This is a genomic window from Cecembia lonarensis LW9, from assembly GCF_000298295.1.
In the GTDB taxonomy this organism is placed as follows: Bacteria; Bacteroidota; Bacteroidia; order Cytophagales; family Cyclobacteriaceae; genus Cecembia; species Cecembia lonarensis.
This window is the reverse complement of sequence record NZ_AMGM01000013.1, coordinates 31,662-55,805: the sequence shown is the minus strand read 5'-3', so window position 1 is coordinate 55,805 and position 24,144 is coordinate 31,662. Positions and strand designations below refer to the sequence as shown.

Annotated in this window: 19 protein-coding genes; 15 read left to right on the top strand and 4 right to left on the bottom strand. The window is 44.0% G+C overall.

Annotated features, from left to right (window positions below; genetic code table 11):
* The first annotated feature begins 281 nt into the window (after positions 1 to 281).
* The gene (locus B879_RS06265) at positions 282 to 1,379 is read left to right on the top strand and encodes a dipeptidase (protein ID WP_009184312.1); all 1,098 of its coding nucleotides are present in this window, start codon (positions 282 to 284) and stop codon (positions 1,377 to 1,379) included.
* Here the strand turns inward: B879_RS06265 and B879_RS06260 are convergent.
* Positions 1,350 to 3,020: a carboxylesterase/lipase family protein gene (locus B879_RS06260; RefSeq protein ID WP_009184311.1), complete on the bottom strand. Its 1,671-nt coding sequence runs from the start codon at positions 3,018 to 3,020 to the stop codon at positions 1,350 to 1,352. The genes B879_RS06265 and B879_RS06260 overlap by 30 nt on opposite strands.
* Before the next feature lie 317 nt (positions 3,021 to 3,337).
* On the opposite strand from B879_RS06260, the gene B879_RS06255 reads away from it, so the two are divergent.
* From B879_RS06255 to B879_RS06245, 3 genes are read left to right on the top strand one after another with little or no spacing between them, the layout of a single operon-like run.
* Complete coding sequence (locus B879_RS06255; RefSeq protein ID WP_009184310.1) at positions 3,338 to 5,893, top strand: DUF7133 domain-containing protein; 2,556 nt, start codon at positions 3,338 to 3,340, stop codon at positions 5,891 to 5,893.
* A gap of 2 nt (positions 5,894 to 5,895) precedes the next feature.
* Positions 5,896 to 6,999 carry a sugar phosphate isomerase/epimerase family protein gene (locus B879_RS06250; protein ID WP_009184309.1) on the top strand — a complete coding sequence of 368 codons (1,104 nt, stop codon included), beginning with the start codon at positions 5,896 to 5,898 and terminating at the stop codon, positions 6,997 to 6,999.
* A 33-nt stretch (positions 7,000 to 7,032) separates the two neighbouring features.
* The gene (locus B879_RS06245; protein WP_009184308.1) at positions 7,033 to 7,812 is read left to right on the top strand and encodes an SDR family NAD(P)-dependent oxidoreductase; all 780 of its coding nucleotides are present in this window, start codon (positions 7,033 to 7,035) and stop codon (positions 7,810 to 7,812) included.
* On the opposite strand, the gene B879_RS06240 is transcribed toward B879_RS06245, so the two are convergent.
* Positions 7,813 to 9,144 (bottom strand): GntP family permease, encoded by a 1,332-nt coding sequence (locus B879_RS06240; protein WP_009184307.1) that lies wholly within the window; start codon positions 9,142 to 9,144, stop codon positions 7,813 to 7,815. It lies immediately after the preceding gene.
* Positions 9,145 to 9,262: 118 nt separating this feature from the next.
* Between B879_RS06240 and B879_RS22975 the strand changes: the two genes are divergently transcribed.
* The 8 genes from B879_RS22975 to B879_RS06200 all read left to right on the top strand — a co-directional run bounded on the left by B879_RS22975 (position 9,263) and on the right by B879_RS06200 (position 16,915).
* Positions 9,263 to 9,655, top strand: coding sequence for a collagen-like protein (locus tag B879_RS22975; protein WP_009184306.1), 393 nt, complete (start codon positions 9,263 to 9,265; stop codon positions 9,653 to 9,655).
* Positions 9,656 to 10,347: 692 nt separating this feature from the next.
* On the top strand, positions 10,348 to 11,715 hold the full coding sequence (locus tag B879_RS06230; protein ID WP_009184305.1) for a D-arabinono-1,4-lactone oxidase: 1,368 nt from the start codon (positions 10,348 to 10,350) through the stop codon (positions 11,713 to 11,715).
* Positions 11,716 to 11,752: 37 nt separating this feature from the next.
* Positions 11,753 to 12,457 carry a 6-phosphogluconolactonase gene (locus B879_RS06225; RefSeq protein ID WP_009184304.1) on the top strand — a complete coding sequence of 235 codons (705 nt, stop codon included), beginning with the start codon at positions 11,753 to 11,755 and terminating at the stop codon, positions 12,455 to 12,457.
* A gap of 128 nt (positions 12,458 to 12,585) precedes the next feature.
* Complete coding sequence (locus tag B879_RS06220; RefSeq protein ID WP_009184303.1) at positions 12,586 to 13,269, top strand: orotidine 5'-phosphate decarboxylase / HUMPS family protein; 684 nt, start codon at positions 12,586 to 12,588, stop codon at positions 13,267 to 13,269.
* A 26-nt stretch (positions 13,270 to 13,295) separates the two neighbouring features.
* A complete protein-coding gene (locus B879_RS06215; protein ID WP_009184302.1) occupies positions 13,296 to 14,330 on the top strand; it encodes a zinc-binding dehydrogenase in 1,035 nt (344 codons plus the stop codon).
* 1 nt (position 14,331) lies between these two features.
* Positions 14,332 to 15,132, top strand: coding sequence for an SDR family NAD(P)-dependent oxidoreductase (locus tag B879_RS06210; RefSeq protein WP_009184301.1), 801 nt, complete (start codon positions 14,332 to 14,334; stop codon positions 15,130 to 15,132).
* Positions 15,133 to 15,146: 14 nt separating this feature from the next.
* Positions 15,147 to 16,034, top strand: a complete 888-nt coding sequence (locus B879_RS06205) for a sugar phosphate isomerase/epimerase family protein (RefSeq protein ID WP_009184300.1) — start codon at positions 15,147 to 15,149, stop codon at positions 16,032 to 16,034.
* Between the two features lie 11 nt (positions 16,035 to 16,045).
* The gene (locus B879_RS06200) at positions 16,046 to 16,915 is read left to right on the top strand and encodes an SMP-30/gluconolactonase/LRE family protein (RefSeq protein ID WP_009184299.1); all 870 of its coding nucleotides are present in this window, start codon (positions 16,046 to 16,048) and stop codon (positions 16,913 to 16,915) included.
* A 588-nt stretch (positions 16,916 to 17,503) separates the two neighbouring features.
* On the opposite strand, the gene B879_RS22595 is transcribed toward B879_RS06200, so the two are convergent.
* Entirely contained in the window at positions 17,504 to 17,641 is a 138-nt protein-coding gene (locus B879_RS22595) for a hypothetical protein (RefSeq protein WP_157231546.1), read from the bottom strand.
* Positions 17,642 to 17,791: 150 nt separating this feature from the next.
* On the opposite strand from B879_RS22595, the gene B879_RS06195 reads away from it, so the two are divergent.
* Positions 17,792 to 19,237, top strand: a complete 1,446-nt coding sequence (locus B879_RS06195) for a protein adenylyltransferase SelO (protein ID WP_009184297.1) — start codon at positions 17,792 to 17,794, stop codon at positions 19,235 to 19,237.
* A gap of 310 nt (positions 19,238 to 19,547) precedes the next feature.
* Positions 19,548 to 20,093, top strand: coding sequence for an energy transducer TonB (locus tag B879_RS06185; RefSeq protein ID WP_009184295.1), 546 nt, complete (start codon positions 19,548 to 19,550; stop codon positions 20,091 to 20,093).
* 151 nt (positions 20,094 to 20,244) lie between these two features.
* Here B879_RS06185 and B879_RS06180 read toward each other — a convergent pair whose 3' ends face one another.
* The gene (locus B879_RS06180; protein ID WP_238542091.1) at positions 20,245 to 22,476 is read right to left on the bottom strand and encodes a S9 family peptidase; all 2,232 of its coding nucleotides are present in this window, start codon (positions 22,474 to 22,476) and stop codon (positions 20,245 to 20,247) included.
* 86 nt (positions 22,477 to 22,562) lie between these two features.
* Between B879_RS06180 and B879_RS06175 the strand changes: the two genes are divergently transcribed.
* Positions 22,563 to 24,131: an L-serine ammonia-lyase, iron-sulfur-dependent, subunit alpha gene (locus B879_RS06175; protein ID WP_009184293.1), complete on the top strand. Its 1,569-nt coding sequence runs from the start codon at positions 22,563 to 22,565 to the stop codon at positions 24,129 to 24,131.
* Positions 24,132 to 24,144 lie beyond the last annotated feature (13 nt).

The following is a 24,144-nucleotide window of genomic DNA, read 5'->3' as shown; positions in this document are numbered from 1 at the left end:
TGAAGAAGATGGTATGCCTGAGGCTAGCCTGAAAATTTCAAAATTTGAAATTTTCAAGTGCACGCAAATCAAACTAGATCATTGAATAAGTTTGCACCTGCTTAAAAAGACTACTCTTAATAAATGGGGTATTCATCAAAATTTAAAGAAATTATTCTCCAATTGGCGTTTTTCAGCACGCCCTACGATAACTACGAAGTGCCTGACCATCCGATCAAGTGGGGTTACAAACCTTTCAATAGACCTGATCAAAAATTATCATTAATTTTAAGAAACAGAAAATGTTCACCATAGACGCCCATTTAGACCTGAGTATGAATGCCCTGGAATGGAACAGGGACCTGAGAAAACCTGTTGCTGAGATCAATCTTAGGGAAAAGGGCATGGATGATAAACCCGACAGGGGAAAGGCCACGGTTTCCTTGCCTGAACTCAGAAAAGGAAATATAGGGTTGGTGGTGGCCACACAAATTGCCCGCTTTGTTGACAAAGACAATCCCCTTCCGGGCTGGCATTCCCCGGAGCAGGCCTGGGCACAAACCCAAGGGCAGCTGGCTTGGTATAAGGTCATGGAAGATGCAGGAGAGATGGTACAGATTAAAGACTTGGAGGGTTTAGAAAAACACCTGAATCTGTGGTTGAATGAATTGCCTTTTGGCCCCAAACCCATTGGCTATATTTTATCCCTGGAGGGAGCCGACTCCTTGGTCAATATATCTTACCTGGAAAAGGCTTATGCTAATGGCCTACGGGCTTTGGGTCCGGCACATTATGGCCCAGGGAGATACGCCAATGGCACAGATGCCAGTGGAAAAATGGGCCCACAAGGGCTGGAGTTGCTTAAGGAAATGGAGCGCCTTAATATCATCTTAGATGCCACCCACCTATGTGATGATGCTTTCTGGCAGGCAATGGATCATTTCCATGGTCATGTTTGGGCCAGCCATAATAATTGCCGGACTTTGGTCAGCCACAACCGTCAGTTCTCAGATGAGCAACTCAAAGTGCTTATTGAAAGAGGTGCCGTGATTGGAGGAGCGATGGATGCATGGATGATGGTACCAAACTGGGAAAGGGGAAAATCCAAACCAAAAGACATGGGCTGTAACCTCGAAGTATTGATCGATCATATGGACCATATTTGCCAACTTGCAGGCAACGCAGATCATATTGGGATTGGGTCAGACCTGGATGGTGCCTTTGGCAAGGAGCAATGCCCTTACGATTTGGGCACCATCGCAGATCTTCAAAAGATTCCTTCCCTGCTATCCAAGCGAGGTTACTCCGCTAAAGACATTGAAAAGGTCATGTTCGGTAATTGGCTACGCTTTTTAAGGCAAGCTTGGAAATCAGACAACCGGGAGGGACTGTCTAGCTGACCTATCAGGGTCATTTTGTACTTGACAAGTATCATTGAGAACCATGGTTTCCCCTTTTTCAATCGTGAAAGCCGGCCAAGTGGGAAGTTGAGGACTATTGGGATTACCAGAACGCATAAAGGAAAGTAATGCATCAGACATTTTTTCAGATAGTTTCCTTGGTCTACTACCCCCACCCGTATGGGTGTACATTCTATCTGTATTAGAAAACCAAAAACAGATATCTATGCAATGGAAGGCCCTCATCCTTCCGCTATACAGACTGGGCTCCCATCCAAACCAAGCCATATATACGGGCGCATTTTGGGTGGACTTGGCAGTAGCTGTGTTTACTGCCGATAACCTGTTAGACAATATCATTGACCAGATTTCAGCAGGTTTTTTCCCGGGGAAATTGGTCTGAAAAGCCTTTACTATACTTTCTGATTGATCTCCGAATCTTGGTTTAATTTGCTCAATGACTCCCTGAAAATCTATGGCCTCCAATTCAGGACTTGTTCTGGTAGGATTCCATTCATGGAAAGTGGTACAAATCAACAAGGGAACTTCAGAGCCATGGCTATCCGGACCTGCGAAAAATTCTCCAGACGGCAGATGAACCCCATCCGCAACAGGGGCAAAACCTGTCCTTGAGCTCCCAGTTCTTTCATTTCTCATTTTTTCCAAAGCCCGATAGGAGATATCCAAGTATTCTCTCCATGGCAGTTCCTGCAATTTATCCAAAGTTGAAGGAGTAAGACCTGCTTCCAACATTACATATTCCCCCAATTTTTTCGAATAATTAGGATCAATTCCTCTCAACATAGATCCGCTTAAGGCGACAGCTTTTTGCACTTTCCCTTTGGAACTGGGCATGGCCAAAGTGGCCGTTACTTTCGAACCACCACCGGATTGACCGATGATGGTCACATTATTGGGATCTCCTCCAAAATTTGCAATATTCCCTTTGACCCAGTCCAAAGCTGCAATGATATCCAACATCCCCACATTACCTGAAGCTTTATACTTTTCACTTCCCACTCCCGAAAGGTCGGTGAAACCCATAGGTCCCAGGCGGTGGTTGATGGACACAAATACAATATCCCCTTGCTTACTCAGGTTCTCCCCATGATAACCATCCTGTTCAATGGCATTGCCATTGGTAAAACCTCCACCATGAAACCATACCAAAACAGGGCGTTTTTTACCGCCCCCAATTTCAGGAGTCCAGACATTGAGCTTAAGGCAATCTTCGCTGACATCATCATAGTTCCAATGATCTGCAAAGGAGTAATGAACATTGGCATAGCGATTGTCCATAATCTGAGGGGCAGAATTACCCCACCAAATGGTATGTTTTACATCAGACCATGGTTCAGGCTTTTGGGGAGGCATAAATCTATTTTTCCCAGATGTATCCGCGCCATAAGGAATCCCAAGAAACGTATATATTCCATTCAGTTGGTAACCCCGGATTTTACCATATTGCGTATTTGCATTGGCTATTTCGTCGCCTATCTTCAGAAATTGATCATCATCTGCAGGCACATTTTGATACTTAACAGGGTGGGGCATAGCATGTAAAGGAATGGTTGCTGCCATACCCAAACCGGCACTTCCAAGTCCTACTTTTTGTAAAAATTCTCTTCTGTTTGTTGCCATGGTTATCAGGTTTAAGTGTTTTAGAAACATGAACAATCTAATCAAAAAGACTCCCTGAAAACAAAAACACCCTTAGGATTACACAGAAGGTAAATTCTTATTGTGAATTTAACATAATGAGTTTTGAAATATTGATCTCAACCTCCTGGAACTCATCAGAACAACAATTTCATTTTTCTGCTAGTCAATTATTTAGCCACTGCTGTAAAACCCTATTGCGTATTTGAGGAATTAATGCCATATTATGGCAAGTGCCGGTTTTCATAAAAATTATCAATCTGCACCTACCCGCAATAACCTATTAACCCAACCGTAAGATGCATACCATCCGGTTTTTATTCCTTATTGGCATACTCGCCTGCTATGCTGCTTGTTCGCAGCAAGAAGCTATCGATGGGTCAGCCCCTTCCCCACCCAAAAGCACCAAAGAAGCACTTAGAAGCTTTCAAATAGAAAGTGGATTTGAAATCCAATTGGTCGCCTCAGAACCATTGGTTCAGGACCCCATATTTATCACTTTTGATGAAGATGGAAGACTATGGGTGATTGAAATGAGAAGTTTCATGCCGGATATTGATGGAGAGGGAGAAAGCTTACCGCTGGGTAGGATCAATGTTTTGGAGGACAGCAATCGCGATGGACAAATGGACAAAAGCACCATTTATCTGGACAGCCTCATCATGCCAAGGGCACTTGGACTGATCAAAGGTGGCGCATTGGTGGCAGAAAATAATGCGCTTTGGATAACTTATGATGATGATGGGGATTTGGTAGCAGACAGGAAAGAACTTTTTGACCCTACCTATGCTGCCAATGGGATACCCGAGCATTCGGATAATGGCTTGCTCAGAAATATTGACAATTGGTACTACAATGCTAAATCCAAATTGCGGTACCGTCAAATTAATGGAGAATGGGTAAGGGATAGTACCGAAGCAAGGGGCCAATATGGCATCAGCCACGACGACCAAGGTAGGTTGATTTATAATTACAATTGGTCACAGCTTCACGGAGACCTCGTTCCACCAAATTACTTAAACAGAAATCCTCATCACAGCCCCTCTTCAGGCATTGACCATGGCTTGACCTTGGATCGAAGAATTTACCCGATCCGGCCCACGCTGGCGGTCAATAGGGGTTACATTCCTGGCACATTGGATGAAGAAGGGCGCTTATTGGAATTCACGGCAGCCTGTTCCCCAGTAGTTTTTAGAAGTCCCTTGTTTTCTGAAAATTACTATGGGAATATTTTTGTCTGCGAACCTGCTGGCAATTTGATCAAAAGGAATGTGGTCAGAGAGGCCGGTATTGTTTTGGAAGCTTTTGACCCAAATCCTGGCAGAGAATTCTTGGCTTCAACTGACGAGCGATTCAGGCCTGTACATTTGGCTGTAGGCCCAGATGGGGCAATGTATGTAGCGGATATGTACCGCGGTCTGATTCAACATGGAAGCTACGTCACGCCCTATTTACGGGAACAGACTTTGAAAAAAGAATTAGTGCTACCCATTCATATGGGAAGGATTTGGAGAATAGTACCCAAAAAATGGAAACCATCCCCCTTTCCGAAATTATCCCAAGAAAGTAGCGAAGCGCTTGTGCAAAGATTGAATCATGAAATAGGGTGGCACAGAGATATATCACAGAGGTTACTGGTAGAAAGAAAAGACCGGTCAGTTATCCCTGGGTTGGAAAAAATGGTGAAAGATGGAACCCATGAACTGGGCAGGATGCATGCTTTATGGACTTTGGAAGGAATGGGGGCCTTGTCCAGTGATCTTTTGCTCTCCCTGATTTCTGATCCCTCCACACTTTTGGCCAACCATTCCCTGAGGCTTTTGGAAGAAAAAATCAACCAAGAACCAAGTTTGGCGGAAATAATTCAAACATCCTTTTTAGAAGAAGCCCCAAAAGCTTCTAGAAAAAGAGCCCTCCAATTGGCCTTAAGCGCCGCCATACTCCCTGAGGCAAAACAAGTGGATTTGGGTAAAATCTTATTTGAAAAATATGGAGAAGAGCCATTGATCCGGGATGCCTTGATAAGCAGCCTGACAAATAGGGAATTTCAGTTAGCCCAAGCTTTATGGAATTCAGAAAGCTGGTCAAAAAGCAACCCCGAAAGAGAGATATTTTTGGAAATGCTGATCACTGCGATTATCAATAAAAAAGATACCCAGCAGCTCCGGGAGCTTGTCCGATGGATAGAAAAAAAAGATCCGAATGAAGACTGGAAAGCCAATATAGCCCTCAACAGCATGGCCATTCAGGCAGCAGAAAGTCAAAATCTAGGATTATTGACCTATAGGGATCAACCATCAATCATTGCACTAGCTGAAAAAAATCTCAGCCCCAACAAAGCAGACTTTATCAAAAGAATGTTTCAATGGCCTGGACATTCACCGGAAATGTTTGCTGCATCCACTGTCAGCCTTAGTGAATCAGAGTTAAAGCAATTTGCTTTGGGAAGACAAAAATACCTATCAAGCTGCGCAGGATGCCATGCTTCTGATGGCAAGGGTGTAGCCCGAATGGGTCCTCCTTTGGTGGGTTCGGAGTGGGTAACAGAAAATGAAACCCGCCTTGCCCTGATACTCTTACACGGCATGGAAGGGCCATTGGAAATTGCCGGCAAAATATATGATGCCCCGGAAATCCTTCCTGTCATGCCCTCCCATTCCACCATGGACGACGGAAGCATTGCCGCCATTCTGACCTACATCAGAAACGAATGGGGCAATCAAGCTGGTCCGGTCAGCGGGAGATTGGTGGGTACTACCCGGCATTTGAACCAAGGGCGGGTATATCCTTGGACTGCAACTGAACTCAATGAGCATATCAAACGCCTGGAAAATCCTCCCAGCCAAAACCCTTGACCATGAAACCCACACTTGAACCCCAACACCCCTTTGACCCTAGCCGCAGAAATTTTCTCCTCAGTGCGGGAATGTTGGCATTGGCCATGAATTTTCCAGGACCTGTTTTGGGAAAATCTGTTACTAGGCAAAAAATGGGGATAGTCGTGCATTCTTATGGGCTACGATGGAATTCCTCCGTAGACAGCCAGGATTTTCCTGGATTTCAAAATGCCCTTCAGCTATTGGAACACTGCCATAAAATAGGTGCCGGAGGCATACAAGTTGGGGTGCAAAATTGGACCAATGAATTTGCAGGCCAACTCAGGGAAAGAAGCAAAGCTCTTAATATGTTCATTGAAGGAAGTATAGGGCTTCCCAGGTCAGAGAAAGAAGCCAACACCTTTGAAAAGCAAATTGAAATAGCCAAATCGGCCGGAGTGGGTATTTTCCGAACCGTTTGCTTGGGAGGAAGACGCTATGAGACTTTTAAAAGCCGATCAGAATTTGACAGTTTTAAGGAAGAATCCTTGAAGGCCTTAAAAACAGCCTGCAAAATAGCAGAAAAGCATCGGGCAAAACTTGCCATTGAAAACCATAAGGACTGGAGGGCCAGGGAATTGTTAGAAATCATTCAGTGGCTGGATAATCAATGGGCAGGGGTGACCTTGGATTTTGGAAATAACATTTCCCTTTTGGAAGATCCGGATGAAGTCATTGAAATTCTGGCGCCTTATGCCTTTTCCACCCATATCAAAGACATGGGGCTAAAGGCATATGAAGAGGGGTTTTTACTTTCAGAAATCCCTCTTGGACAAGGAGTGGTCAACCTGGAAAAAGCAGTGGCCCTTTGTATGGAATACAATCCCGACATCAAATTCAACTTAGAAATGATTACCCGGGACCCCTTGAAAATCCCCTGTCTGGAGGAGGAATATTGGAAAACTTTTGGGGATTTGCCGGGAAATGAACTGGCAAAAACACTGAGGTTGGTAAGGGATAAAGGTTTCCCCGAAGACCTACCTATCATCAGCACATTGAATCCTGAAGAAAAATTATCAAAGGAGGAAGAAAATATCCTTGCTTGCTTGGCTTACAGCCAAGACAAACTAAACATGAATCAATAAAACAAAGCATTCTAATTATCTAAATGAAAGACTATGGAAAATCTACCTGGAATAAAACTTTTTGATTTAAGTGGAAAAGCGGCCATCGTAACTGGTGGCTCGAAGGGCTTGGGCCTTGCCATGGCAGCCGGGTTGGCCTCGGCAGGTGCCAACGTAATGCTTGTAAGCAGAAACCAAGCTGAGGGAGAAAAAGCAGCCAAGGAACTGGCTTCCCAATACCCGGTTAAAGTAAGCTATTTCAGTGCAGATGTATCCAATCAGGAGCAAACCGAAGCCATGGCCCAAAAGGCCATTGAATTATTTGGCCGAATTGACATTTTGATCAACAGTGCGGGAATCAATATTCGTGGCGCTATTGATGAACTGAGTTTGGAGGATTTCCAAAAAGTCATGGATATCAATGTGACCGGGACTTGGTTGTGTAACCGTGCTGTTACGCCTTATATGAAAGCCGCAAAAAAAGGGAGCATTATCAACTTGGCCAGCACCTTAGGCTTGGTCGGCTTGGCAAACAGGACACCCTATACCTCGAGCAAAGGCGCGGTGGTACAAATGACAAGGGCCTTGGCTTTGGAACTTGCTCCATTTAACATCACAGTAAACGCCATTTGTCCAGGACCTTTTCTTACGGAAATGAATTTACCCATTGCAGACACAGAAGAGGGTAAAAAATTTGTAGTCGGTGCCACCGCCTTGGGCAGGTGGGGTGAACTGAAAGAAATCCAGGGAGCTGCCCTTTTCCTGGCCAGTGATGCCGCTACCTATATGGTGGGATCTATCATTACTGTAGATGGGGGTTGGACAGCCCGTTGATTAATAGAAAATTTTGGTAATCAGGAAAATGAGACCTATAGCTGTAAAGGACATGATGATGGTTCCTAAGCTATGGGTTTTGTTTCCTTGAGAGATTTTTAAACCAGACAATTGGGTAACCGCCCAGAAAAAGCTGTCATTGGCATGAGAAATAGCCATTGCGCCAGCTCCGGTAGCCAATACAGCAAAAACACGCATGGATTCAGAATCCATGCCTAAAGACCCTAATAATGGGGCAATGATGGAGGCTGTGGTAATCATGGCCACAGTGGAAGAACCTTGGGCAGTTTTTAGGGAAAAGGCAATCAGAAAAGGTAAGAAGATTCCCCAGCTGGCACTGGCCAAACCTTCTCCGACCAAATCCGCAATGCCTGAGTTTTGCAGCATTTTCCCAAATACTCCACCTGCTCCGGTAATAAGAATCACAGGCGCTGCAATTAAAATGGCTTCTCCTATCCAGCCTGAAGAGGAAAGTAATTTATTGTCAAATTTGGCAGGTAAAGTAAAGGAAAGAAAAACACCTAACAATAGGGCTATCACCGGACTGCCGACAAAGGTAATGATGGTGGTAAAGATGCCGTCTCCAAAGGGTTGGGAAGGGTATTTGGCAATAGAAGCCAGGATTATTAATAACAAAGGCAATACGACCGGCATAAAGGACTTCGCTGCTGAGGGGTATTTCTTTTCAATTTTTTCAGTGTCAATTTTTGCCAATTGGGGCTCTAAAGGAATTTTATAAGCTACTTTTTTGATAAAATAATAGGAAGGTATTAATGTGATCAAACTGATAATCAGCCCCCAAAAGATCACCATGCCGAGATCTGCTTCCAGAATACCTGCTGTGGCAATTGGCCCTGGGGTGGGCGGAACAAGGGAATGGGAAGCAGTGGCACCCAAAGCTACTGCAATAGTAGTCGCTGCATAAGGCACCTTGCTTTTTAGGGAAAGGGACTTACTGATCGGATTCATCATGATAAAGGTACTGTCTCCAAAAACGGGGATGGATAGAATATAACCGCAGAGCAACATGGCTTTGGTAACAGATTTATGACCGATCCAATCCAGGATTTTTTCAGCTATGACAATGGCTCCCCCAGTCTTCTCCAGGAAAGTACCCAAAAACACACCCAAAAGAATCAGCAATCCAATACTGCCAAGGACGCCTCCAAAACCCTCAGAAATAGATTTGATGATGAGGTCTCCGGACATTCCTGACAACAATCCATACAAAATGGCGGTAACAAAAAGTGCTAAAAAAGGGTGGATATCAAACTTAACGATGGCGATCAGGATAATGGCCAAGGCAAGCAAGATGGTCAAGATCAGTATCATGCGGGTTGTGGTTAAATAGGTTTATTGCTGAAACTCGTCCTCTCAATATACCCAAACTTTAGACAGAGGAAAAACCATTAAAAGATTTTCAGTTAATCGCCACTGATATTTTATATAAATGTGCCGAAATGGCCAATCAGTGGTGGTATTTTCCCTGTCATACGAAGAACCGGAAGGTCCTGTTGGACCTGCGGGACCCGCTGGTCCTCAAGGTGCTGCTGGCGCGCAAGGCACTATCGGGCCCCAAGGCCCTGCAGGAATTGGTGCTTATAAAATAGTAGATTTTCAAACTATTGAAGAAGGCTGGTTTGAAGATGAAGAAGAAGGCGAAGAGGGCTATGGTTTCTCTTATATAGAACCCATCCCAGACCTTACCCCTAATGTGGTTAATTCCGGAGCAGTCTTGGTCTTTGTGCAATTAGTCGACTTTGAGGAATGGGCGAAATTAAACATCGTTCAAAAAATATACACTGATAAAAAACAAAAGCGGGAAGCAATCTTTGCAGATTGACTTCCCGCTTCATGATCTGATAACCGTAATCATCAAATCATGTCAAGCTACAGTTATTACGACTTTCGATCCAGTTACCCAAACCGAAAAACCCCCTCTCAAAATTACTTTCAACCTTGCGGTTCAAGTCAAAAGTAAAATGCTTCTGCGGTTTCCCGTCTCAAACTTTAACCAGTTGATCAAAGCTCCTTCACAAATAACTTTTACATTTTCAAAGTCAGTCCGAAATACTACTTTCGATCTTTTATCTCTCACTTGATGTTATCAAAGTACGTAAATTTGTTTTTAAAAAACAAAATTTTATATATTTATTTATCAACAAAATATTAACATCAATTTTTGATTTATCAACAAACTTATAAACAGTCATTACGGCTTTCTTCCATTATTAATTAAAACATGAAACCTTGTACAGGATAAATCAATCGGGAATTTAATTTTTTGCATCAAACCTTGCTTTCTGTTTATTCGGTTTTAAATCCATTCGATAAAATGGATATTAATACTTTAAATATAACCGCAGAAACAGGATGCAGTTCTTGCGAAGCAACTTCCCGTCTCATTTTTTGAAAATCATTGTCACCAAAACATGTCAAGCTAAAGTGATTATGGATTTAACCCGGTTTCCCTACATTACTCCTTCATTTTTATTAACTTGTCAATGCCCTTGTTCTTAATTATTCCCAGCCACTATGGACAAAAGACAATTTCTCAAAACAGCCTCCACCCTTGCGGGAGCAGCTATTGTAAGCCCGCTCCTCCAATGTAACCCTAAGCATGAAAAAATAGCATCCACAGAAACGCTCTATAATTGGGCGGGAAATTTACAATTCAGCACAACCCATCTCCACCAACCCAAAAATTTGGAAGAAGCTGTCCGTTTGGTTAAAGAACTTCCAAAATTACGAGTGTTGGGTTCCAGGCACTCATTTAACTCCATTGCTGACAGTGAAGAACATTTGGTTTCGACCAACTTTTTGAATCGCTTGGTGGAGCTTGACAAAGAAACCCGAAAAGTAACCGTCGAAGCCGGGATGAAATATGGAGACCTTTGCCTATTACTAGAAAAAGAAGGATACGCTTTACATAATCTTGCTTCTTTGCCCCATATTTCCATTGCCGGTTCCATCAGTACAGCTACCCATGGATCGGGAATGGAAAATGGCAATCTTTCAAGCGCTGTAGCAGCTATTGAATTTATTAATGGAAATGGAGCATTGGTAAGGCTTAGCCGGCAAAAAGACCCTGACATTATGGGGGCAGTTATTGGACTGGGTGCTGTCGGGATGTTAACCAAGGTTACCCTAGACATCGAACCTTCCTATGACATGGCACAGGTAATTTATAAAGATTTACCGATGCATGTACTCAAAGACCATTTGGCTGAAATCATGGGAGCTGGCTACAGTGTCAGCTTGTTTACTGATTGGAAAAGTGAAAATATCAATCAGGTTTGGGTAAAGAAACGCCCCAATGAAAATGGAGAATTTGGTTTCCCTTCGGAATTATTCGGGGCATCCCCATATGAAAAAGCGGTTCATCCAGTGCAGAGCATGTCCGCTGAAAGTTGTACCACCCAGCTGGGTGAGACTAAAAAATGGTTTGAAATCCTCCCCCATTTCAAAATGGAGTTCCAACCCAGTGCAGGTAAAGAATTACAATCAGAATATTTTATTCCCATAGAACATGCATACGAAGCCATTTCAAGTATTCAGGAAATGGCCAATGAAATCAGCCCTTTATTGTTTATTTCAGAAATACGGGCCATCAAGGCAGATGAGCTATGGTTGAGCCCCTGCTATCATAGAGATGCCATCGCTATTCATACCACGTGGAAACAGGAAGTCCCCGAGGTAATGGAAATTTTGCCTAAAATGGAAGCAAGATTGGCCCCTTTTCAAGCCAGGCCCCATTGGGCTAAATTATTCACCATTTCCCCTTCTGAACTGGAGAGCAGGTATCCGAAACTCAATGACTTTAGAAAACTCATGCATCAATATGACGCAGAAGGAAAATTCCGAAACCCTTTCATTGAGAGGAACATTTTGGGAAATAACTGACTCGATTTAAATTTTAAACAATAGACCCCAAACCCTTATGAACATTCATTATGTGAAAGACTATGAATCCCTTAGCAAACAGGCTGCGGGCATAGTAGAACAAGAGGCAAGTAAAAAAAGTAATTTACTCTTTTGCGCCGCTACAGGTAACTCCCCAACCGGCATGTATGCAGAAATGGCCAAGAAACCCAGTGTTTTTGGCAGTCTTACTATTGTCAAAATGGATGAATGGGGAATCATCCCATTGGATCATCCCGATTCCTGCGAATCCTATATCAAAAAACATATACTAGACCCTTTACATATTGCAAAGGATATGTATGTAAGTTTTGACACCAAACCAGAACTTGTAGAACAAGAGTGCGAAAGGATGGAGGCCTATATTCAGGAAAATGGCCCTTTTGATGTAATCATTTTGGGTTTGGGAAAAAACGGCCACATTGCATTCAATGAACCTGGGGAATATCTGGAAACGGGTTTCCACAAAAACCTCTTGGAACCCTCCACGATTCAGCATGACCCTAACCTTTCCAAAGGAACAGAACCGGCCTATGGACTTTGCGTGGGCATGCAAGGCATCATGCAGGCCAGGAAAATTATTTTCCTCGTAACCGGAAAAGGAAAACAGGACGCCATCCAAGAAATTCTGGAAAGAAGAATCAGCACCTATTGCCCTGCCACTTTCCTTTGGATGCACCCCAATGTGGAATGTCTGATCGATATGAGTAGCCTAAGCACCTAAAAAATAAAATCGGGAAGTGTTTGGTTGAATGCTTCCCGTCTCATATTAAATTAAGAATTCTTTCCTTTTTTGTCAAAAAAGAATCAAAGTCCTATCTTTAAAAAGACCCCATCAGACCTAAATAGCCTATGAAACCCATTGTTCAAATTTCTTTGGACCTGACCAATATCGATGAGGCATTGGAAACCGCTGCCATGGCCCTTCGTGCAGGTGTAGACTGGCTAGAAGCCGGCACGCCTTTAATTTTAGCCGAAGGCCTCCATGGAGTCAGAAAATTAAGAGAAGCCTTCCCTGACACACCCATTGTAGCTGATCTAAAAACCATGGACGGCGGCTACCTGGAAGCTGAAATGATGGCCAAAGCAGGTGCCACCCATGTGGTCGTGATGGCAAGGGCACATGAAGAAACCATCAAATGTGTGGTAAAGGCCGGTAAAGATTATGGCATTGGGGTGATGGGGGACAATTTGGGTTGCCCGGATATGGTCGCAGGGGCAAAATTCCTCGAAGACCTGGGCTGTGATTATGTGATTCATCACATAGGTTATGACGAGAGAAGAGGAATTGCTGCCGCAGGCAAGCCGATGCCAAGCCCATTGGACCAATTGAAGGAGGTAGTAGCTGCAGTAAAAATCCCCGTACAAGCCGTTGGTGGGCTGAGCTTGGAACAGGCTATCCAATGCCCGAAATTGGGCGCACCTCTTGTCGTATTAGGCGCTCCACTTACCATAGATGCAGATGCCTTCAAAACCGCAGACGGGGATTTGGAAGCGTCTTTAAGAAAAATATGTGCAGCCATTCATGGCCAGTAATCAATCAAATTCACACCCAAAAAAACATGTCCAGCAAATCAGCAGCAGTAGTCAATTACGCAGAGGCCAAAGGCTCTGTGGAAATCCGAGAAATCCCCATTCCTGAAATCGGGGAAGATGATATTTTATTGGAAGTTGAAAATGTAGGCGTCTGTGGCAGCGACCTCCATCAGTGGACTTCTGACCATAGTTGGCCAGTGAATTACCCTGTAGTATTAGGGCATGAATTCGGCGGAAAAATCGCCGCACTGGGAAACAGGGTAAAAGGCTGGTCAGTAGGCGACAGGGTGGTAAGTGAAACAGCAGCGGTAATTGATGCCCAAAATCCCATGAGTAGGACAGGGCTCTATAATCTCGACCCAACCAGAAAAGGCTTCGGATATGGCGTAAACGGCGCCATGACAAGATTTGTAAAGGTTCCTGCCAGGTGTCTCCACCATGTGCCTGATCAATTGGCCTTTGAGGAGGCCTGTCTTACCGAACCTTGCTCCGTAGCCTACAATGCAGTAGTTGGGAATTCAAGGATCAAACCTAGGGACAGGGTATTGGTGATCGGTCCTGGGACAATTGGGATCCTTTGCGCGGCAGTCGCCAGCTTATGTGGAGCAGAAGTAGGCATTGTGGGCCTGGAAGCAGACAAAGGAAGGCTGGAAATTGCAAAAAATTATGGTTGCGATGCTTTGATTGGAGACGCCGCAAAAGATTGGGCAAAAAAAACCGATGGCTTGGGTGCAGATCTGATCGTGGATGCCGCAGGTGTTTCAGCCACCCTTAAAATTGCCATGGATCTGGTACGGCCCAATGGGCAGATCACCAAAGTAGGTTGGGGTCCCCAGCCCTGCAATTTCTCCCTTGATCCCTTGGTTCAGAAAAATGTGCGCTTGCAGGGAAGTTTCAGCCACAACTGGCCGATATGGGAAAAGGTGATCAGCCTGATGTCCAGTGGGAAATTGGATGTCAAACCCATCATCGGCGGCGTCTGGCCCATCACAGAATGGAAAAAGGCATTTGAACTCATGCATGAAGGCAAAGTGGTGAAAAGTGTTTTAAAGCCGGTATAGGATGCGATTAAAGGACAAAGTAATCATCGTCACCGGAAGCACGACAGGTATAGGAAAAGCCATTGCCAAAGCGGCCATTTCAGAAGGAGCTAAAGTCCTGGTGCATGGATTGGAAGAGGACTTAGGCCTACAAGCCATCCAAGAACTTGGAGAAGAAAATACTGTCTTGCATATAGAGGACATTAGTGCAGCAGGTTGTCCTGAAAAGTTGGTGGAACTGGCCATTAAAACCTGGGGAAAAATAGACGCCATAGTCAACAATGCTGCATGGGTTGTCAATTCCGACATTGGCACCACTGGCAAGGCATTTTTAGGAAAAGTACTGGAGGTAAACAGTATTGCACCATTTCTATTGATCAAATCAGCCCTTCCTTATTTATCTGTCTCCAAGGGGGTGGTACTGAATATTGGTTCGGTAAATGCCTGGAGCGGCGAACCCAATTTATTGGCCTACAGTATATCCAAAGGGGCATTGATGACCATGACCCGAAACCTGGGCGATGTATTACCCAGAACCCATAGTGTCAGGGTCAATCAGATCAACCCGGGTTGGGTACTCACCGAAAGAGAGCGGCAGCACAAAAAACAGGATGGTTTATCAGAAAACTGGTACGAGGAAATCCCGGCCATGTATGCCCCTTCGGGAAGGATACTTTGGCCTTCGGAAATCGCTGCAGCTGCAGTTTATTGGTTGGCAGACGAAAGCGGACCTATCAGCGGGCAGGTCGTAGACCTTGAACAACATCCACTGATGGGCAGGAATGCACCCAAAGATCCTTCTACTATTCATGGAAAACCTTAAACAAGCAAAAAATTATGCCCAAATTAGCCGCATTTCCAAAAGCCTTTATGCATTCCCTCTGCAAAGATGGCAGCATGAAATTGGCTACCTGGATCGAACTTGCCTCCCAATTGGATATTGAGGGACTGGAATGGTATGCCGGTTTTTTGGAAATGCAGGATACCCATAATTGGAAGCTTTTTAGAAAAATGGTGGAAGACAAAGGGAAAGTCATTCCCATGATGTGCTGCTCCCCTGATTTCACCCATCCCAGCAAAACTTTCAGGCAAAAAGAAATCGACAAACAAAAATACTGGATAGACATGACCCATGCACTGGGCGGTTCCTATTGCCGGGTGCTATCCGGTCAAAGACGTCCAGAACTGAGCATCCAGGAAGGTGTAAAACTGGCGGCGGATTCTATCCAAAGCTGCCTTCCCTATGCCGAGGAGCGTAACATTATCCTGATTTTAGAGAACCATTACAAAGATGATTTTTGGGAATATCCGGAATTTGCCCAAAAAATGGACGTATTCACCCAATTGGTGGACAGCATCGACCATCCCAATTTTGGGGTAAATTACGATCCCAGCAACGCTTTTTTGGCAGGGGAAGATCCATTGGAATTGCTCAAAAAAGTTTCCCATCGGGTGGTCACCATGCATGCCAGTGATAGGTACCTGAAATACGGTACCATTGAAGATTTGAGGAATGAAGAAGACGGCGCCCTTGGCTATGCCAAAAGGTTGAGCCATGGAGAAATCGGCAAGGGTTTAAATGATTATGATGCCATATTTACCGAACTAAAACGGGTGGGTTTTGACAGTTGGATCAGCATTGAGGATGGCGTGGAAGGTATGGATCAACTGGAAAGAAGCGTGGCATTTTTAAGAAAAAAAATGGCCCAATATTGGCCTGATTAAAATTGATGATTATGGAAGCAGTTCAATTGTACGCATCGCAATGTTTTTTGGGAGAAGGGCCCTATTGGCATGCAATAAGAAACAGTTTTTTCTGGGTGGATATAGAAAGTGGGAAGCTGTTTGAATATCCCATGGACAAAGGAAAAGTTAACACCTGGAAATTTGAACAGCGCATCACTTTGGTGGTGGAAGGAAAAGCCGATCACCTGATTTTGGCTTTGGACCAAAAAATCGCAAGGTTTAACCTCAAAACTGAAAACCTGGAATGGATTGCTTCGATAGAGGACATACCAGGTAACCGCCTGAATGACGGAAAATGTGATGCCAAGGGAAGATTATGGGTGGGTTCAATGAGCAAATCATTCGACAAAGGTGCTGGAGCATTTTACAGCCTGGATGCAGATCTCAAAATTCAAAAGTATTTGGACCAGATTACCATCTCCAATGGAATGGCCTGGACCCATGACAACAAAACGCTCTACTATATTGACAGCCCCACACAAAAGGTCAATGCCTATCATTTTGATTTGGAAAGTGGCAACATTCAATTTGACCGGAACGCCATTGATATTCCCAATTCCTTAGGAACGCCTGACGGGATGTGTATCGACGTAGAAGGAAAACTGTGGATTGCCCATTATGGAGGTTCGGGGATCTACCGATGGGATCCGCTTACCGGAAAATTGATGGAAAAAGTCTCTTTGCCTGTTCCACATGTCACTTCTTGCGCTTTTGGTGGAGAAAACTTGGACACCTTATTGGTGACAACGGCCAGAGAAAACTTAAATGAGGCTCAGTTGAGGAAATTTCCTTTCAGTGGGGATGTGTTTGTAATCCAAACCAAAACCAAAGGGTATTTACCGAATGCCTCTTGCTTCTGAATAAGCCCGAGTAAATCAATCTGACTATCCTCAATTCCACAAATAAGAGAATTTAATTTGGCTTAAGATCTCGTCGGAATAGTTCGGCAAGCTCACTAACCGATCTCGGGGAAGAGGATTTAGATTGGGAAAATTAAGGGGAGTAAACAAAACAAAAGCGGGAAGCTTTCTTTCGAATACTTCCCGCTTCATAACCTGGTAAACCGTAGTTTGCCAAACTATGTCAAGTTACAGTTATTATGAGTCATTTCAGTTACCCGATTTGAAATTACTTTTTCCTGGTATAACGGTCCATCAGATGGCCGCAATGCATTTTCATGCTTTTACAGATTCCAGAATTTCAGCATTACCTGTTATAGTTTGGTTTCTCAACCTCCCTATTTCTTGATCTAATCCAGTTTGTCAAAGTAACCTGAAGCTTTACCTTCACTCTTTTATCTCTCACTTGATGTTATCAAATTTCGCTAATAAAATACTGAAAACCAATATTTTACCATTTTATTTATACACAATTTTTCCACCAGAATTATCGATTTATACACAAAATATCAACATTCATTATCGTTTTTTGGATTTAATTTCAATCTTCTAGTTCAAATCCACCAAGAGATACATTTTGATGGAATAGATCGGCCCTACAGGCCTCTGGGCTACATATTCTTTTGACCCCAGAATTCCGAAAGCTTCAGTCTGGGTTGGCACATATAAGCCTTTCAGGCTTTTCATTTGCCTCTTTCCTAACTTTTTAAAAAACATTAAATTTTATCGACCCTATTATATTTCACATAAATTTGATTTCCCTAATTTTTAATCATTCACAATAGGAATCAAAAACCAATCTCTGTTGTTAAGCCAACAACAACGCATATTTGAAGCATGGAAATTACCTGGAACCTAGAACATACCTACCAACAGTTGCCCGAGGCACTATTTAGCCCCATTCACCCCATTCCCGTAAAAGCACCCCAATTGGTTTTGTTAAACCATAGTTTGGCAGAGGAACTGGGTATTGCACTGGAAAAATATGATGCAGAGACTTTGGGTGCATTGTTTTCGGGCAACCAAATCCCCAATGACGGCCAACCGCTGGCACAGGCTTATGCCGGCCATCAATTTGGCCAATTCACCATGTTGGGCGATGGCCGGGCCATCTTATTGGGAGAGCAGATTACCCCAAAAGGAGAAAGATACGACATCCAACTGAAAGGTTCCGGTAGGACACCCTATTCCAGGGGCGGAGACGGAAGAGCACATTTCAGCGCCATGTTGCGGGAATACCTGATTTCCGAGGCCATGCATTTTTTGGGCATCCCTACCTCCAGGTCCTTGGCCGTGGTGATTACAGGGGAACCGGTGTACAGGGAAAAAGTCAGACACGGCGCCATTTTGACACGGGTGGCTTCAAGCCATATCCGGGTGGGAACTTTCGAGTATGCCAGGAATTTTCATGAAGGCAAATACCTCAAAGACCTGCTCCAATACAGTATTGCCCGGCATTATCCGGAACTGGATGAGGCAGAAAATCCGGCCTTGGCCTTCTTTGAAGCCGTCATGGACAAGCAGTTGCAACTGATCCTTCAATGGATGCGGGTAGGCTTTATCCATGGGGTCATGAACACAGACAATATGAGTATTCCAGGCGAGACCATTGACTATGGCCCTTGTGCTTTCATGAATGCTTATGACCCGATGACGGTATTCAGCTCTATCGACACCCAGGGCCGCTATGCCTATGGCAACCAACCTTTCATTGCCCACTGGAATTTGGGTTGCCTCGGATCAGCCCTGCTTCCTGAAATCGCCTCCAATACAGAAGAAGCGGTAAAACTGGCCAAAGCATCCATCAACGAATTCCCAAAAGCCCATGAAAACCAATGGTTGGAGATGATGGGCAAAAAATTGGGCATAGCCGAAGTGAAAGCCTCAGATAAGGCTTTGGTGGACGACCTTTTGCACTGGATGAAAAATAACAAAGCAGATTTTACCAATACTTTCCTTTACCTCAGAAGAAATGCCTTTCCTCAGGACAGCATTTACCAAGAAACGGATTTCAAGGCTTGGCTTCAATTGTGGCAGGAAAGGATTTCAGGTACCAGATCAAAAGCCCAGGAATTGATGGATCAGAACAACCCTGCTTTTATCCCCCGCAACCACTTAGTCGAAGAAGCCTTGGAGGCAGCAAGTAATGAGGGCAACATGCAGCCATTTCAGGAACTGTTGGCTGTGCTACAGGACCCTTACAGCGATAAGCCGGGCTTTGAGAAATTCCAGGAAGTGCCTGTGGAAGTAGATAAAGGTTATCAGACTTTTTGTGGGACTTAAGTCATGGTATTTTTGATTTTTTCTCATAATCTCATAATTTAGTTAAATGAAAAGTATTGGAGTTCTCAAATATTCCAGTCTTTGCTGTTTCCTTTTTTTAATAGCGGGGGCTGTATTTTCCCAAAACAGAGTTATTGTTCCGATTAATGCGCACTTAATCCCAACTGAAAACGGAAGCAATGAACACATCTACAACAAAGTGGTTTCTGTTTCAACGCAAGGGGAGCTTTTGGAAAAAATATACAATTTAGAAAACCGCCCCATATAAATAAGTAAGTCCTCTTTCAAAGATCCTGAAGGGAAACAACTATTGTGGAAGGAAACCCAAAAGTTTAATGAATTAGGAGAGATAGACAGGATAATAATTGTGGATGCCAGTAGCGATTCCACAAAAACAAAGGTTTTTAACAATGAGAAGTTCCTTCTTGAATTATCCTGTGATGAATTCAGCAATTGCAACGGCTTATTTTACCCTGAGGATTCAGAAGAAACCATACCTGTATACAGGAACATATTCGAGCCTAATTTTTCAGATATCCAAGGTTGGTTTAAGTTTGCCCGAGAGAATTTTAAATACCCAGAAATAGCAAGAAAGGGCAAACATGAAGGAACCGTTTGGATGGGTTTAAGAATAGGTGCAAATGGAGAACTTTTGGAGAGTACGGGCATTAATGCCAAGGAATTGCACCCATCTTTGATAAAAAAAGTCCAAGAAATTATAGATGCTTATCACGGAGGATTTTCTCCCGCACTGGATAAAAAAGGAAATCCTATTGAAGGTTGGATGTATTTCAATACGGATTTTTATTTGCTTCAAACAAAAACTACTAGAACAGTACCAAAATTTGATTTTTAAAGGTTTTTGATAACTTTAAGCTTGCTGGCACCCACTTGATAAAAGAATTATATAAGCCTCTCATATTTTGCGTTACGTAAATTACGTAACGCAAAATACGTCAAAAAACCAGTCACAGACCGAAGCCAATTGCTACCTGATTTCCCCAAGCTTACTTTCCTCCCGGAGGTGAATTGTTCAGCCAAAATCGCTCCATGGTTTTTCGAAGATGAAGGGACGTATTTTCCCTTTCATTGATCCCATGGGCCCGCATGGGGTAGGACATCATTTCAAACTGCTTGTCGTATTTGATCAATCGGTCCACCAACATTTCAAAGCTCTGGTAGTGCACATTATCATCAGCTGTCCCATGAATGATCATCAATTTACCTTCAAGGTTTTGGGCAAAGTTGATGGGTGAGCCATCATGGTAACCACGGGGATTATCCTCCAATAATCCCATATAGCGTTCTTGGTAAGTAGCATCATACAAACGCTGGTCTGACACAAATGCCAAAGCCAGTCCCGCTTTGTACAATTCAGGATACCTAAACAAGGCATTCAAGGTCATCTGACCTCCACCGCTCCATCCCCAGATTCCAATCCTCTCCGCATCAAGGAAATTGTAGGTCTTCAAAAGTTGCTCTGTGGCTAGCTTTTGGTCCTGAGATGCCAGGATTCCAATCTGTCCATAGATTGATTTTCTCCATTCCCTGCCCCTAGGGGTCTTGGTGCCCCTGTTGTCAATACTGACCACCACATATCCCAATTCGGCCATATAATGGTGCCATAAATCTCCTCCCATCCAGGCATCCTGTACCGTGGACCCGGCGGGCTCTCCATAGACATAAAACAACAAGGGATATCTTTTGGAAGGATCAAATGCTTTGGGTTTCAACATCCAGGCATCCAAGACAGCGTCCCCAATGTCAATTTTAATGAATTCTTTATGGGTCAACCCCAAAGCATGGTATTTATTATACAGGATTTCATTGGCTTCCAACACCCTGATGGATTCATGTTTTGGCAAGCTGATCAAAGATATTTTTGGTGGGGTCACCGTATTCTGAAAAGTATGAATCGCATATCCCGAATTGGGGGAAAGCTGATAGGCATGTTGCCCGGGTTGGTCAAGTGGCGTAATGCGCTCCGCCTTTCCCCTCTGCATCAAAGGACTTCGGTAAAGGTACCTTTGCGTGAAATTTTCCGGAGAGGCGATATAATAGACATAGCCGGTTTGGGGATCAATATGGCTGATACGTTCTACATCAAAATCACCCTCAGTAATCAAATCCATTGTTTTTCCATCCCTGGAGACTTTATAAAGATGCATCCACCCATCCCTTTCACTGGTCCAGGTAAAGAATTTTTCATTTTCCAACCACAGGATATTGTCATGGATATCCAGAAAAGCTTCATCCTCATCCACCAGGATGGTGGAAATTTCCATGGAATGAATGTTTCCTATCCAGACTGTATTTCTGTTCTGCGGCCGATTGACTTGCTGCACCATCACTTCTTGAGAATGGGGAATAAAATCCATTCTTGCCAAGTAATTGTTTCTCGGATCTCCCGGAAAATCAAACCAGCGTGTATCCCCTCCTTTGCTGGACACCACGCCAATTTTTACTGAAGAAAGCATTTCTCCCACTTTTGGATAGGGCATAGGAATGGGCTGAGAATAAATCGAGTCAATGTTATTGATCAGGTAAAAGGTCCCCACTCCTTTGGTGTCGGACCGCCAATAGGCGATATGCTCTCCATCCGAGCTCCACCTGAATCCATCCCTGCAATTGAGTTCCTCCTCATAGACCCAATCAAAAGTGCCATTGATGATTTCCTCGCTGCCGTCATGGGTAATTTGGGTAATGGTAAAAGACTGCAGATCCTCCACATAAATGTTGTTCTCACTCACATAAGCTACCCTGGAGGCATCGGGGGAAAACTTGGCAAACATCAGAGAAGAGGTTTTGAGTCCCTTCCCTACCTGATTTAATTGTTTGGATTGAAGGTCCAACACCCAATAATCCCCACGGGTATGGTAACGCCATACTTTTTGGGTATTGGTGAAAATCAATAATTTGCTATTGTCTTCAGACCATTGATAGTCCGCGACGGTCAATGGCTTGTTCGCTCCTGCAGGGATCAACTCATTGGCCCCAACGAGAATAGTACGGTTACCATTTTTGGCCTCATACCTTACAATATCATCCCCTACTAACTGCGAATTTCTTTCAATACTGGAATAGCCTTCAGCATCTTTCATCCAACGGATAGGGCCAAACCTTTTCTGATCATAGGTCCCATTTTGAAAAATATCTTCCAAAGTCAGCGCATTTTGACCCAATACCACCACAATGGAAAGGAAATGGAGAATAAACCCTAAGGCAATTGTCTTTTTCATAGCTAAAATTTTCAGAACCAATGGGTTTAAAGATAATAAAATAAGGCAAAATCATTATATTTAAAGCTAACCAATTGCTGACAACCATGAGCTATCCCAGTATCTTCAATGATGTGCTTGGACCTGTAATGAGAGGGCCATCAAGTTCCCATTGTGCTGCCTCTCTGAGAATTGGCAGGATATGTCATGACCTGATGGGCGGCATCATTTCACACATAGAGATTGATTTTGATCCCAATGGCTCCTTAGCCACCACCCACAAAGATCAGGGGTCTGACATGGGATTATTTGGGGGATTCCTGGGTTGGGAAGCCGATGATGAACGCCTTGTAAACTCAGAGCAACATATAGGAATTGCAGGAATCCGGGTAAATATCAATATCAAAGACATCCAGGCCGAACACCCCAACACCTACCAAATCACCCTGCAGAGCCTAAGGGAACAGCATCAGGTAATTGCCCTTTCCACTGGAGGCGGCATGATTGAAGTGATTGAAATTGATGGGGCGCCCCTGTCCCATGCAGGGGATGCTTACCTTACTTTGATTTATACTTCCAATCCGGAAAGGGTTACCCATTACTTTGAACAGGTTCCCGAGATTGACAGTATTGAGTTTAAAAAGGGAGATCAAAGCTACTGTTTGGTCCGGTCCCAGGCATATTTGGAAAAAGCCATCCTACAGGATGTAGTAGCTATGGATGATGTCTCCAAGGTAAAAGAAATTCGACCGGTATTACCTGTGCTGACAGCCAATGACCAAAAAGTCCCTTTTATCACCTGCGAGGAAATGCTGGCATACAATGAGGATAAAAATCTGAGTTTATGGGAGCTGGCAGTCAGGTATGAAAGCATCAGGGGAAACATTACGGAAGAAGAGGTCTTATCCAAAATGAGGCATATCTACGGCATTATGCGCAACGCTGTGGACACAGGATTGAAGGGCACCCAATTTGAGGACAGGATTCTCGGGCCCCAGTCAGTCACCTTTAAAGAAAGGATGGAAAACAAAAAAATGGTAGATGCCTCTGTGCTGAACAGGATCATCATGTATGTATCGGCCATCATGGAGGTAAAGAGTTCGATGGGGGTGATTGTGGCCGCTCCCACGGCTGGCTCTTGCGGGGCAATGCCGGGTGCAGTTTTGGGCGTTGCCGATGCTTTGGATTTACCCGAGGAAGAGGCAGTGAAAGCATTGATGGTGGCAGGTTTGATCGGCGTTTTCATTGCGGCACATTCCACCTTTGCCGCTGAAGTCGGAGGTTGTCAGGCAGAATGCGGTTCTGGATCCTGCATGGCGGCAGCAGCAATCGTGGGTCTGGCAGGAGGCAATTTACATCAAAGCCTTTCCGCAGCCTCTATGGCTTTGCAGAGTTCATTGGGCATGATCTGTGATCCCATTGGTAACAGGGTCGAAGCCCCCTGTCTCAACAGAAATGTCATGGCCGCTTCCAATGCTCTGTCTTGTGCCAATATGGCCCTGGCGGATTATGACCATCTGATCCCTTTGGATGAGGTAATTGAAACCATGTATGAAGTAGGAAAAAGTATACCCAACACCCTTAGGTGCACCAATTTAGGCGGACTTTCCATCACCAAAACCGCCAAGGAAATAGAGAAGAGACTGGAGCGAAAGCAGTTTTTCAAAAGTTGCTGAGGGCTGTGGGTAA